The organism is Pseudomonas sp. PSB18 (genome assembly GCF_014596565.1).
GTDB lineage: Bacteria > Pseudomonadota > Gammaproteobacteria > Pseudomonadales > Pseudomonadaceae > Aquipseudomonas.
The window spans coordinates 573,438-586,592 of sequence record NZ_NOIN01000001.1 but is presented as its reverse complement, the minus strand read 5'-3'; the positions used below and the strand labels follow the sequence as shown (position 1 = coordinate 586,592).

Below are 13,155 nucleotides of genomic sequence, written 5' to 3'. Positions count from 1 at the left end.
AAGACGGGCTACTTCTTCAGGTCTTCAGCACCTTGCAGCGGCTCATCGCCCAGCAGGATGGCCTGGTCGTGGTTGATCTGCTCTTCTTCGAACAGTCTCCACGTCTTGTCGTTCTCCACCCCCAGCAATTCGACAAAGCGCCGGCCTTCGATCTTGTCCGTCAACTGGCCGATGTACCGCCCCGGCTCGCTGTCGTTGCGGGTCAGGACGATCTTGCGGTCCTTCTCCGGCTGGGTCGGCGAAATCAGGCTCAACTCCAGGGTCTGGGGCCGGCTGTTGCCGCTCAGGCGCAGGTTCACCTCGCCAGTGACGTCATCCATCTGCACGTTGGCATGCAACTGCAGTGTCTGGGCCAGCAGTTCGCGCTCCAGCGAGCGGTTGATGCCCTTGCCGGCTTCGTAGTAGTTGTCGTTGACCAGGTTGTCCGGGTTCTTCACCGCAATGGTCACCATCGTCAGGCTCAAGGTCACCGAGCAGGTCAGGATCCCGATAATGATCCACGGCCAGAGGTGCTTGTACCAAGGGCTGGTGGCGGTTGCTGCAGGCATGTTCAGTTCTCTCAACGAATTTGTGGGCCGATGAACCGGCTCTTGGCTTCGACATGAACGCTGTCGTCATCGGCATCCTTGAGGATGAAGGTCACCTCGTTGGTGCTCGACGGCAGTTGGTCCGGCGCACTGGACAACTCCACTGGCTGGCTGAAGATATCGCCGGCCGCGACCTTGATTTCCCGTCGGCCTTGCAGCTTCAGGTCAGGCAGGCCGGTGGCCTCCAGCACATAGGTGTGATCGCGCTGGTCCTTGTTCATGATCTTCAGGCTGTAGACGTTCTCGATCCGGCCTTCGGCGTTTTCGCGGAACAGCACGCGGTCCTTGCTGACGTCGAAACCCACCAGCGAACGCATGAAGAACGCCGTCACCAGCAGACTGATCATCGCCAGCAGCACCAGGGCATAGCCGATCAGGCGCGGGCGCAGTTTATGGGTTTTCTGCCCGGAGAGGTTGTGTTCAGTGGTGTAGCTGATCAGGCCGCGCGGATAATCCATCTTATCCATGATGTTGTCGCAGGCATCGATGCAGGCGGCGCAGCCGATGCACTCGATCTGCAGGCCGTCGCGGATATCGATACCGGTGGGGCAGACCTGGACGCACATGGTGCAATCGATGCAATCCCCCAGGCCCAAGGCCTTGTAGTCGACGCCTTTCTTGCGAGGGCCACGGCCTTCGCCGCGACGTGGGTCGTAGGACACGATCAGCGTGTCCTTGTCGAACATCACGCTCTGGAAGCGGGCATAGGGGCACATGTAGATGCACACCTGCTCACGCAGCCAGCCGGCGTTGCCATAGGTGGCGAGGGTGAAGAAACCCACCCAGAAATACGACCAGCCATCGGCGTCACCGGTAAAGAACTCGAACACCAGGTCGCGAATCGGCGTGAAGTAGCCGACGAAGGTCATGCCGGTGACGAAACCGATCAGCAGCCAGAGGCTGTGCTTGGCGAATTTGCGCAGGAACTTGTTGGCCCCCATGGGCGCCTTGTCCAGCTTGATGCGCTGGTTGCGGTCGCCTTCGGTGACTTTTTCGCACCACATGAAGATCCAGGTCCACACGCTTTGTGGGCAGGTGTAGCCACACCACACCCGTCCGGCGTAGACCGTAATGAAAAACAGGCCGAAGGCGGCAATGATCAGCAGCCCGGACAACAGGATGAAATCCTGGGGCCAGAAGGTCGCGCCAAAAATAAAGAATTTACGTTCCGGCAGGTTCCACCAGACGGCCTGATGACCGCCCCAGTTCAACCAGACGGTACCGAAATACAGCAGGAACAAAAAGGCTCCACCCACCATTCGCAGATTGCGGAACAGACCGGTGAAGGCGCGGGTGTAGATTTTTTCCCGAGAGGCATACAGGTCGACGCTCTTGTTGGCGTCCTTGGCAGGCGGGGTAACGTCATGTACCGGAATCTGATTGCTCATCAAATGCATCCCACGGCAGTGGAAAAGTGCCGAGGCCAGTGCGTGCCGACCACGGTCAGAAAGGGTGCTGCAATGGCGCAATGATACGCCTGTCGCTCTAGCTCAAGGGTGCGACCTTTGGTCGCGTTGGGCGCAAGGGGCGAATGGTGTAACGGATGTAACAAGTCATGACCCAGATCAATTGACTTGTCGAGTATAGTCGTCCAGCCGTAGCGGACGATTTGTAATATTGGTTATTAGGTGTCATAGCGGTGGGTGTGCAGGCATGCGCAAAAAAGGGCATATCGATACGCTCGGTATGCCCTTTGTTTTCTGATACTTGGCAGCTATCGCGGATCGACGTTATCCAATACCCGATTCGCCAATAAGTAACTCAGCTCGATCAATTGCTGAATGCCCAGGGCAATGTGACGTCGTGAACCGTCCAATTCGAAGGCGAGATCGCTGACCATTGCGTCAGCTGAAGCCAGGGTTTCGCTGAGGTTGGCGAGCAGGCATTCGTTATCGATATCTTTCACGATGGTGAATAGCTGGCCTGGTTTCGGAGCGTCTTGAGATTGTTCCTGTTTGGGTAGCAGGTAGTAATCAAGCGCCCGGTTGGTGGCTTCGTCGTATTTCTTGGAACCAGTATCAGCTTTGCAGGAGGAGGTGGAATCCGCCTTCGGCGGATTGGGTGTGGCTTTGAACATGATGAACTCCTTTCGTAGGGGAACCATCACCGTCTGCCGCCAAGCAGATGGGGTGACGGATTACACAAGGTTGGCGGACCGGAACGAAAGGAACCCGGCATCCCCGAAGGGATCCTTGCGCAACCCGCCATAACATACGAAAGCCAATGCCAAAAGCATCGCAGTCATATTTGAAGGATTGTTACGCCTTTCGAGTACCGGGCCGCCAAGCCCGGTCGCTGAATCTGCAGCGACGGGATTACGATAGGACGGCATGACTAAGGCGCACAAGCGGGCGGATTCTGGCGTAGTTGTAGGTAAAGGCGCAAGGTTGCGTAGCCTGGACGAGCGCGATAGCCAGTGTGTAGGCACGGTCTGAAAGTTATGTGCAATTCGTGGCGAGGGAGCTTGCTCCCGCTCGGGGCCTCTAACCGCCGTGCAGTCTGCCCGCTACGTAAATGCCAGTAATGATGCCGCTAATATTATCGTTGCCACCAAGCCATGAAGAAAAATCAGAGATATAGATTTCATCTAGTATCAAATCTGGCGGTATGTCTTCAATACAGTCAGCGATTTCATCATAAGGGGAAGGTAATACGTAAGAAAAACCGAAGTCCTCATCGAGGATAAGTGAACCGTTGAATATTCTTTGGCGTGTCGTGAGCTTTTTTATTTGGCCAAACGACATGCCCGTGGAAAGTGCATCTCTGTACAGCCCCTTGTAGTGGGTATTGCAACCAATGGAGAAAATTGTTCCGTCGGGAAGTGTCGCGATAGTGATGGTGTTATCCACTACGTAGGCTGTTCTCGTTTCGTTATCGGGCAGGTCGTAGAGTTTTACTTCGACTTTGTGCTTTTCATACAGCTGATTGGCATAGGTAGAGATGTTTTCCCCAAGCAAGATATTGGCTGCGGAATGTTTTGATTTTATCTCTGCTCTAAAATCAATCATTTTATGATCCATTCATCAGTGTGGTGTTAATTCGTGGCGAGGGAGCTTGCTCCCGTTCCGAGGGCGCAGCCGTCGTAAAGTAGTTAGCGCGGTCTGCCTTCAGGACTGCGTCGACGCGGTTGGGGCGTAACTGCACAGACCACTAGTGGCTTTAAAAGCCGTTCATAGGACAAAGGCTCGAACAGGTTTATCTTTATCTGAAATCGGGTATTCAGAAGCTCTTCAAGCGGGAGGCAGAGGGCGTTGAGTATATCCATCTGCGTACAGAAAAATTGAGTCTTCTGAAATGTATATTACTTTCCTGTCTGGATGAGGCCGGACAGAAGTGATCAATAATTCACGCAGGTCGCCGGAGGCCTTGGCTTCATCAAGAAAACTTGTGAGGTCGTCTCGTGTCGCTTTACATAGCGCTCCCTTGAATATTATTTTTTTGCCTTTGGTGGCAATGAGTTTGTGCGCCACATAGTAGTAGTCTGAGGTCAGATGAGCCTCCAGATCTTCAAGCGAGTCAAGTACTTGAATGAAGTCGCCTGACAAGGTGGGCTGTAGCATCAGCGAAAAAATCGCCTCGCTGTTTTCATTTGGACCTAAGTCAAGCTTTTTGAGTCCTTCCAGACGATAATCGCTTTTCATGTCAGTTCGGAATGTCATAGAAAATATGACCATCCGCTCCATTGTTGTACCACTTAATATGAGGTGTGTCCCCAAAGCCACCCTCGGGAGCCATATGTTGTTCGTAGCCTTTAGGGTATTTTGCCGCACCATCGGCCCGAGCGCTTTGGGTATGAGCTTTGTAGCGGTTCATGTTGCCTTGTGATTCTTTCAGGAACGCTTTGGCATCTGAGCTGGATTTTACCTTTACTTGAAATTTTTCTCCTTTGGTCATAGCCGTCCTGCTATCTATGACGGCCTGTTTCCATTCTTTTGAGCCTTTGGCCAAAGGTCGCATCTGTGATGCTTTTTGGTTCAATTTTCCCTTGTACGCGCTGCACGCCAAGCCTTTGGGGTCGATCCAGCTGAAAGTATTAGGGGCGTACTGATAAAGATTGAAACCACCTTCCAACCCAATCGGATCCGGCGTCGTAAACCTTCCGACATCCGGATCATAAAACCTGAACGTATTGAAATGCAGCCCCGTCTCCCGGTCCAGGTACTGCCCCTGGAACCGCAGGTTCTGCTCTTCGATGTAATACGGCTCGCGCACCTCTTCCAGCGTGTTGCCCCAGACACGATAGGTCGCCTGCCAGACGCTGTGCCCGTCGGCTTCGGTGAGCTGTTCCGGCAGGCCGTTGAGGTCGTTGTGGTAGTAGCGGATCTTTTGCAGCGGGCCGCTGCCATCGACCCGGGCGAGGGGTTCGTAGCTGTTGTCGTCGTAGAGGTACAGGCTGCTCTGCTGGTGGCGATGTTCCTGCAACAGGCGCAGGCCGTCCCAGGTAAAACGGGTTTCGCCGAGCGGATAGTCGTGGGTGTCGTGCTCGGTTTTTGCGATGCGTCGGCCCAGGGGGTCGTAGGTCATGCGCACAATGCTGCCGTTTTCGTTGCGCACTTCGATCAGGCGACTTTCGGCATCGTAGGCAAAGCGTTGCAGGCCGCGTTTTGCGCTGCGTTTTTCGATCATCCGGCCAAAGGCGTCGTAGCGGTACCGCTTGTCCTCATACGTCAGCAATTTGTTATGCACCACCCGGCCGGCACCGGCTTGTGGGCCGTCCAGCAGGTTGGCAGCGGCGTCGTAGGCAAAGGTTTCGCGTTGGCCGTGAAGGCTGTCCTGGCTGGCGATAATGCGGCCGGTGGTGTCGTAGTGCAGCAATTGGCGGTGCTGTGCGGCCGGTTGCTGGTCGAGTTTGCCGATCAGGTTGCCGGCGGGGTCGTACTCGAAGTGTTTTTGCACCGTTGCCGGCAGGAGCGACGGTTGGCTGGTGTGGCGGCGTTGGCGCGAGCGAAGGCGGCCGCTGCGGTCATACTCGCTGCGGGTGCTGATCTGCCCTTGGGTGCGCAGCACTTCACGGTGCAGGCGGTCGCGTTCGAAGTCGCTGATGACCTGGCCGTCGAGGTTGATCTGGTGCAGGTGGCCGCTGCCGTAGTACAGCCGGTTGAGCCAGCGGCCATCGGGCAGTTGGGTCTGGATCAGGTTGCCGAGTTCGTCGTAGCGGTGTTGCAAGCTGTCGGCGGCGCTGTTTTCGGTCAGCAACTGGCCGAGGGCGTCGTAGGCGAAGCTCAGGCTTTGGGCGTTGCCCTGGTGGTCGGTGAAGGTGACGGCGGTGAGCTGGTCCAGCGGGTCGTAAGCGTACTCAGTGCGGCCATCGTCGGTGATTTTGGCGATCAGCCGACCCACGGCGTCGCGCTCCAGTCGATGGACGATGGGCGGCGGAGGCGCTTCGGAGACGACTGCCAGGACGGTGCCGTGAGGGGCCGGAACGGCCGTCACCGCCGCGAGGTTGTTCAGTCGGTCGTAGGCGTAGCGCTTGGCGCTGCCATCCAGATCCTGCTGTTCGGCCAATCGGTCGCCAGCATCCCAGGCAAACCGATAGCGTTCACCATTCTCATTGACCAGCGCCTGCAGTCGCCCATAGCCGTCGTAAGCAAACTGCACCTGCCGGCCCTGGGCGTCGGTGCGCTGGCGGACCTGGCCGCGGCGGTTGTGTTGGTAAAGAGTTGTGTGCCCGGCCGGGTCCGTATAGCCGGTCAACTGGCCGGCGACGTCGCGCTGGTAAAGCTCGCGGCGGCCGTCCGGCAATTGGCTGCCGAGCAAGCGACCTTGGGCGTCGTAGCTGAACTGGGTGCGCTCGCCGAGGGCGTCGGTGATGGTGTGCAGGTAGCCGCGGTGGTCGTAGCTGAACCGCGTCGGGTAACCCGAGCAATCGACATGCTCCACCAGTTGTCCGAACGGGTTCCAGCGCAGCGTCTTGCGCTTGCCGGTGGCGTCGATGATCTCCACGACCTGGCCGTGGGCGTCGTAGCGGTAGCGGGTGACGTGGCCCAACGGATCGGTTTCGGCGATGCAGTTGCCGCGCTGATCGTAGCGGTACGTCCAGCTGTGGCCGGCGGCATTGGTGTCGGTCAGCGGCAAGGACCAGTGTTCCAACCAGAGGGTGGTGTTGCTGCGGCCCAGCGGGTCGGTTTCGCTGATCAGGTCGCCGGCTTCGTCGTAGCTGTAGGTGTAGTGCCCGCCCTGTGGGTCTGTGGCGCCGAGCATCTGGCGCTCGTCGTTCCACTCGAACGACCAGGTCTGGCCGAGCGTGTCGGTGAATTGGGTGATCTGGTGCTGGCTGTTCCAATGGCGGATGCTGACCCGTTGCAAGCCATCGCTGATACGGGTGATGCCAGCCGTGAGGTCATAGTCGAACTGGTAGGCATCGCCCTCGTCGGTCCAGTGACGGACCACGCGCCATTCCTGATCCTCGATCAAAGCCCAGTCGTAGAAGCAATGCAAGCCAGTGGGCAACTGGTGTTCCACCATGCGCCGGCCCGCGTCGTAGGCGAAGCGTCGTTGCACCTGGCCGGTGGCGTCGCGCACTTCGGTCAGGTTGCCCGCCGCGTCATAGCCGTAGCTGACCAGCACTTCCCGTTGCTGGTCGGGGTACAGGCGTTCGATCTGGCTGACACGTTCACGTTCGTAAACCAGTTCGACCTGTACCAGGTCGAAAGCGTCGCGCAGGCGTACCAGGCGTCCGGTTTCGTCGTAATCGAGGTGAATGCGGTTGTCGTTGCGGTCGCCCAATTGATTCAGGCGCAGCAAAGCCGAGTTCCCCGGCGCCGGTTCGAACAGACGGTACAGGCCGTCCGCGCTTTCGATCAGCAATTGCCCGTTGGCATGACGCCGCACGGCGAGGCCTTCGCCGGGGCTGAACACCGCACTGCCTAAGGGGATCGAGCCCATGTCGATGGGGCGGCCCTGTTCGTCGGTGTAGACCAGGGTCTCGCCGCCCTCGGGATGGGGCAGGATCTCGACGCGTATTTCGTAAGCGATGCTCCAACCGACGCCGAACAGCCCTTCGCCGCGCTCGTCGCGGCTGTTGTAGAAGCGCTGCCAGTCGATGGGCAGGATTCCCGGCAGCACGAAATCCAGCTCTTCATCGCCGCCCAGCACCTTGGCCCCGGTGGCCGCATGCACCGGGTTCGACGAGCCCATGGCCGCGTTGGCCGCCGCACCCATGGCACTGCTGACCGCCATCGACGCCGCTGCGCCGGCCAGCATGCACGGCAGCTTGCTGAAGAACTTGCCCTTGCTGCCCTTGAGCATCAGCAACGCGGTGACCGCCAGCCCCACGCCCGGCGTCTTGCCGCTGCGAATCTCCCGTACCACCACGGTGCCGCCGCCGATGGTCACGTCCGGGGAAATCAAACCGGACGAGACCACCTTGGCTTCGCAGGTACTGCGGTCACCGCTGCGCACGGCGGGCTGGCCGTTGATGGTGACCTTGTCCGAGCCTTCGGCCAGGAACTGCGGCGGCATCGGCGGGTGCTTCAGGCAGGTGATCATGTCCAGCGGCTTGGGCACCGCACCGGGCGCGGGCGTGGCTACCGTAGGCCGCCACATCTGCGAGAAGAAACTCTCGGCCATGTCCAGGTAGCTGGGCTCGGGCGCTTCGAGTTCGGTGCCGGCCGGCGCGACGTGGGACTCAATGGCCCCGGCGGCGCGGGCGGCGGGAATGTTGTTGGTCAGGGTGTCGGTGGAGCCGGTGAGGATGTTCGCCTGCACCGTGGGCGGAAAGAGGGCGTTGCCGATGCCCTCGCAGATATTGCTCAGGCCCTTGTCGGCGCCGGTCTTGCTCATGGCGAGGCCGACGACCGCGCCGACCACGGCGCCGAGCAGGAAGCAACCGAGGCCGCCGGTCGCGACCGTGATGCCGGTGGCCGCGACCACGGCGGCGGTGGCGACGGCGGTGATTGCGATGTTGGCCGCCACCTCCAGCACGCCGCCGAGGATGTCGGCCATCATCGAGGTGTGATCCAGCGCATCGCCCAGGCGAGCGGCCCAGAGCGCGTCAGACATGCGCGTTACCCAGGCAGTGGCAACCGCTGGCGGTTATTGGTTCTAGGACTGTGAGGCCTTCCATTGCGCCTTGTCTCCTTGGCAATCTGGCTTGCGTATCCGTGCGAGCGGGCATTGGACCAGCTTAAGATGAATCAGGCAATCGGTCGGTCAGGCGACCCACGGATTGAGCAGCGTAACCCCGCTGCCTTCGAAGTCCGCTACGTTGCGAGTGACCACGGTCAGTCCATGGATCAGCGCCGTGGCGGCGATCAGCGCGTCGCATTCATTGCTGCGGTCGGGCACGTGCAGGCGTGCGCAGCGCAGTGCCACGGCGCGGTCCACCGCCAGGATCCTGCCGGCAAAGGCGGGCAAGACATGGTTGTCCAGCCAGGCGCGCAGCCGACCGCCTTGGCTCGGGTCCTTGCGTTCGAAGCGCAACACGCCGGTTTCCAGTTCCAGGATGGTAATCGCCGAGATATACAGACTGGGCGCGGCCACGCTGCGGGCCCAGGCCTGCACGTTTCTGTCGGCCTGGGGTTTACGCAATTCCGAAATGACATTGGTGTCGAGTAAATACATCAGGACAGGTCTACCGCTCGAGGAGTGATGACGGCGCGCTCGGTGGTGAAATCGATATCCGGCGCATCGGGCATGACCAGCAGCTCCGCAATGCTGGCGCCGATGCCGGTCAGTTTCTGGTACTCCTCAATGCTTAGCAGCACATGAGCCGGCTTGCCACGGTCGGTGATGATGACGGGCCCTTCGCGGGTCGCTTTTTTGGCACCACTTGTGTCGTGGTTGAATTCGCGGCTGGACATGGTCGTGATGGACATGGGCATGCCCTCATTGAAATTGATGTAGGCACGTTACTACCTTGACTGATTGGCGGCAAGAGAAACGGCTGCGCCCTATCGGACCGGCCATGAAAAAGGCCCCGTCAATGTGCATTGACGGGGCCTTTCGTGTATCAGGCGTAAGCCTTACTGGGCGTCAGCGGCCGGAGCCTTTTCGCCGTGGGACAGGCTGTAGACATAGGCGGCCAGCAGGTGGACCTTGTCGTTGCCTTGCAGGTCGGCCTGGGCAGGCATCTGGCCCTGGCGACCGTAGCGGATGGTCTGCTGCAGTTGAGCGAAGCTCGAACCGTAGATGAACGCGGCCGGGTGCGTCAGGTTGGGTGCGCCCATGGCTGGAGTACCCTGGCCTGCCGGACCGTGGCAGGCCACGCAGTTGGCAGCGAAGATTTTCTGGCCGTTGGCCGGATCGGCCTTGGCGCCTTCCGGCAGTTTGCGACCGTGCAGGCTGGTCACCAGGTACGACGCTACGTCGGCGACACCTTGCTCGCCAACCACGGCAGCCCAGCCCGGCATCACGGCATGACGACCGCCCATGATGGTGGTCTTGATGGTTTCCGGCTCACCGCCCCAGCGCCAGTCGGCGTCGGTCAGGTTAGGGAAACCGTAGGCACCCTTGGCGTCGGAACCGTGGCAGACCGAGCAGTTGGAGGCGAACAGGCGGCCACCCATCTTCAAGGCTTGCGGGTCCTTGGCAACTTCTTCGATCGGCATGGAGGCGAACTTGGCGAAGATCGGACCGAACTTGGCATCCGAGCGCGCCATTTCCTTTTCCCACTCGTGCACGCCGGTCCAGCCGGTCTGGCCGTTGGCGAAGGCGGTCTGCTTTTCGGTGTCCAGGTAGTTATAACCTGGCAGCAGGCCTTTCCAGTTGCCCAGGCCCGGGTAGAGCGCCAGATAACCGAGGGCGAACACGATGGTGCCCACGAACAGCATGAACCACCATTTCGGCAGCGGGTTGTCGTATTCCTCGATCCCGTCGAAGGAATGGCCAACCGTCTCTTCGGTGGCCTCGCTGCGCTGGCCCTTGCGGGTCGACAGCAGCAGCCAGGTCAGGGAGAAGATCGTTCCCAGGCTGAGGACTGTGACGTACAGACTCCAGAACGTTGTCATTCTTTGTTACTCCTAGAAGCTTGCTCGACGTGCTTGATGGCTTCGGGATCATCCGCGAACGGCAGCAAGGTCGCGTCGTCAAACTCCGACTTGCGCTTGGGGCTGAACACCCACAGGGCCAGACCGATAAAAGCCACCATCACGACGACGGTGCCCAGGCCGCGAATCATCCCGATATCCATTAAGAATCACCGTTTGCTTTTGATGATGGTGCCCAGGCCTTGCAGATAGGCCACCAGCGCGTCCATTTCGGTCTTGCCCTTCACAGCGTCCTTGGCTCCGGCGATGTCTTCGTCGGTGTAAGGCACGCCCAGGGTGCGCAGGACTTCCATTTTTTTCGCGGTGTCCTTGCCGTCGAGCTTGTTTTCCACGAGGAACGGGTAGGCCGGCATTTTCGACTCGGGCACCACGTTGCGCGGGTTGTACAAGTGCGCACGGTGCCAGTCATCGGAGTAACGACCGCCAACGCGGGCCAGGTCCGGACCGGTACGCTTGGAGCCCCACAGGAACGGGTGGTCCCAGACGCTTTCACCGGCGACCGAGTAGTGGCCGTAGCGTTCGGTCTCGGCGCGGAACGGACGGATCATCTGCGAGTGGCAGCCGACACAGCCGTTGGCGATGTAGATGTCGCGGCCTTCCAGTTCAAGGGCGGTACGCGGCTTCATGCCTTCGACCGGCTTGTTGGTCACGTCCTGGAAGAACAGCGGAACGATCTGGGTCAGGCCGCCGATGCTCACGGCGATGACCATGAAGAAGGCCAGCAGGCCGATATTCTTCTCTACTGCTTCGTGCTTCATCAGTGAGCTCCAACTACGGCGATCTTGGCGGCGGCTTCAGCTTCAGCCGGGTCAGAAGCACGAACGGTGCGGTACACGTTGTAGGCCATGAACAGCATGCCGCTGGCGAAGAACGCGCCGCCCAGGGCACGGACGATGTAGCCAGGATGGCTGGCTTGCAGCGCTTCGACGAACGAGTAGGTCAGGGTGCCGTCGTCGTTGATCGCGCGCCACATCAGGCCCTGGGTGATGCCGTTGACCCACATCGAGGCGATATAGAGCACGGTACCGATGGTCGCGAGCCAGAAGTGCGCGTTGATCAGGGGGGTGCTGTGCATCTGCGCACGACCGAACAGTTTCGGGATCATGTGGTAGACGGCGCCGATGGAAATCATCGCCACCCAGCCGAGCGCGCCGGCGTGCACGTGGCCGATGGTCCAGTCGGTGTAGTGGGAGAGGGAGTTGACGGTCTTGATGGCCATCATCGGACCTTCGAAGGTCGACATGCCGTAGAACGCCAGGGACACCACCAGGAAGCGCAGGATCGGGTCGGTGCGCAGCTTATGCCAGGCGCCCGACAGGGTCATCATGCCGTTGATCATGCCGCCCCAGCTTGGCGCCAGCAGGATGATCGACATGGCCATGCCCAGCGATTGCGCCCAGTCCGGCAGCGCGGTGTAGTGCAGGTGGTGCGGACCGGCCCAGATGTACAGGGTGATCAGCGCCCAGAAGTGGACGATGGACAGGCGATAGGAGTAGATCGGACGCTCGGCCTGTTTCGGCACGAAGTAGTACATCATCCCCAGGAAGCCGGTGGTCAGGAAGAAGCCCACGGCGTTGTGGCCGTACCACCACTGGATCATCGCGTCGGTCGCGCCCGAGTAGGCCGAGTACGATTTGAACAGGCTGACCGGCAGCGACATGTGGTTGACGATGTGCAGCATGGCCGTCACGACGATGAAGGCACCGTAGAACCAGTTACCGACGTAGATGTGCTTGGTCTTGCGCTTGACGATGGTGCCGAAGAACACCAGGCCGTAGGTCACCCAGACGATGGCCAGCAGAATAGCCAGGGGCCATTCCAGTTCCGCGTATTCCTTGGTGGTGGTCAAACCCATGGGCAAGGTCACGATCGCGCCGACGATGACCGCTTGCCAACCCCAGAAGGTGAAGGCCGCGAGGCTGTCGGAGATCAGTCGCGTCTGGCAGGTTCGCTGCACGACGTAGTAGGAAGTGGCAAACAATGCACAACCACCGAAGGCGAAGATCACCAGGTTGGTGTGCAGCGGGCGCAGGCGTCCAAAGGTCGTCCATGGCAGATCGAAGTTCAACTCCGGCCAGACCAGTTGCGAGGCGATGAAGACACCGAGCCCCATGCCAAGGATCCCCCAGACCACCGTCATGATGGCGAACTGGCGGACTACCTTATAGTTATAAGCAGTCGGACTGATTGCTGTGCTCATTCTAAGGTTCCACGGTTTGGGTGTTTTATTAGGATAAAAATCGGCCGCAAGTATGGAGAAAGCGGGGGGTCATTGCAACGCGCCATGACCTGGGTCAATGCTTTCAAAAGCTGATTCTGCGGCCTTTCCATACGCCGCGTAAGGACAAAATGGGCCCTCGACAAAGTGTCGCGCCGAAGGAAAGAGGCGAGGGGGTCAGGTCGGTTGTAACGGGGTGTGTTCAAAGCCGGCGTTCGGGTGACACCGGACCATTGTCGTCACAGCCGGTATCTGCCTGTCTTTACGGCGTTTTTGTCGAACGATTGTCGAACACATCGGGTCGGGTCGACCTGAAACCGGCAGTCGCCAGTACACGCAGAGGCAAGCTTAGACCCGATTCCGA

Annotated in this window: 12 protein-coding genes; all 12 read right to left on the bottom strand. The window is 59.6% G+C overall.

Going from position 1 to position 13,155, the window contains the following annotated elements:
- Window positions 1-8: 8 nt before the first annotated feature.
- The 12 genes from CGA22_RS02585 to ccoN all read right to left on the bottom strand — a co-directional run bounded on the left by CGA22_RS02585 (window position 9) and on the right by ccoN (window position 12,773).
- A complete protein-coding gene (locus tag CGA22_RS02585) occupies window positions 9-548 on the bottom strand; it encodes a FixH family protein (protein WP_041020487.1) in 540 nt (179 codons plus the stop codon).
- A gap of 11 nt (window positions 549-559) precedes the next feature.
- A complete protein-coding gene (ccoG, locus tag CGA22_RS02580; RefSeq protein WP_041020488.1) occupies window positions 560-1,975 on the bottom strand; it encodes a cytochrome c oxidase accessory protein CcoG in 1,416 nt (471 codons plus the stop codon).
- Between the two features lie 326 nt (window positions 1,976-2,301).
- Complete coding sequence (locus CGA22_RS02575; RefSeq protein WP_041020489.1) at window positions 2,302-2,664, bottom strand: DUF6124 family protein; 363 nt, start codon at window positions 2,662-2,664, stop codon at window positions 2,302-2,304.
- Between the two features lie 406 nt (window positions 2,665-3,070).
- The gene (locus CGA22_RS02570) at window positions 3,071-3,595 is read right to left on the bottom strand and encodes a hypothetical protein (protein ID WP_052435076.1); all 525 of its coding nucleotides are present in this window, start codon (window positions 3,593-3,595) and stop codon (window positions 3,071-3,073) included.
- A 222-nt stretch (window positions 3,596-3,817) separates the two neighbouring features.
- The gene (locus CGA22_RS02565; protein ID WP_223194630.1) at window positions 3,818-4,228 is read right to left on the bottom strand and encodes a hypothetical protein; all 411 of its coding nucleotides are present in this window, start codon (window positions 4,226-4,228) and stop codon (window positions 3,818-3,820) included.
- A 1-nt stretch (window position 4,229) separates the two neighbouring features.
- The gene (locus CGA22_RS02560) at window positions 4,230-8,588 is read right to left on the bottom strand and encodes an RHS repeat-associated core domain-containing protein (RefSeq protein WP_188258469.1); all 4,359 of its coding nucleotides are present in this window, start codon (window positions 8,586-8,588) and stop codon (window positions 4,230-4,232) included.
- Window positions 8,589-8,738: 150 nt separating this feature from the next.
- Window positions 8,739-9,149 carry a type II toxin-antitoxin system VapC family toxin gene (locus CGA22_RS02555; protein ID WP_041021797.1) on the bottom strand — a complete coding sequence of 137 codons (411 nt, stop codon included), beginning with the start codon at window positions 9,147-9,149 and terminating at the stop codon, window positions 8,739-8,741.
- On the bottom strand, window positions 9,149-9,403 hold the full coding sequence (locus CGA22_RS02550; RefSeq protein WP_041021798.1) for a type II toxin-antitoxin system Phd/YefM family antitoxin: 255 nt from the start codon (window positions 9,401-9,403) through the stop codon (window positions 9,149-9,151). Before CGA22_RS02550 ends, CGA22_RS02555 begins: the two co-directional genes overlap by 1 nt.
- A 147-nt stretch (window positions 9,404-9,550) precedes the next feature.
- Complete coding sequence (ccoP, locus tag CGA22_RS02545) at window positions 9,551-10,534, bottom strand: cytochrome-c oxidase, cbb3-type subunit III (protein ID WP_041021799.1); 984 nt, start codon at window positions 10,532-10,534, stop codon at window positions 9,551-9,553.
- On the bottom strand, window positions 10,531-10,716 hold the full coding sequence (locus CGA22_RS02540; RefSeq protein WP_003183474.1) for a CcoQ/FixQ family Cbb3-type cytochrome c oxidase assembly chaperone: 186 nt from the start codon (window positions 10,714-10,716) through the stop codon (window positions 10,531-10,533). Before CGA22_RS02540 ends, ccoP begins: the two co-directional genes overlap by 4 nt.
- Window positions 10,717-10,722: 6 nt before the next feature.
- Complete coding sequence (gene ccoO, locus CGA22_RS02535; protein WP_003199605.1) at window positions 10,723-11,331, bottom strand: cytochrome-c oxidase, cbb3-type subunit II; 609 nt, start codon at window positions 11,329-11,331, stop codon at window positions 10,723-10,725.
- Window positions 11,331-12,773 carry a cytochrome-c oxidase, cbb3-type subunit I gene (ccoN, locus tag CGA22_RS02530; protein WP_041023251.1) on the bottom strand — a complete coding sequence of 481 codons (1,443 nt, stop codon included), beginning with the start codon at window positions 12,771-12,773 and terminating at the stop codon, window positions 11,331-11,333. The genes ccoO and ccoN overlap by 1 nt, the downstream gene beginning before the upstream one ends.
- Window positions 12,774-13,155 lie beyond the last annotated feature (382 nt).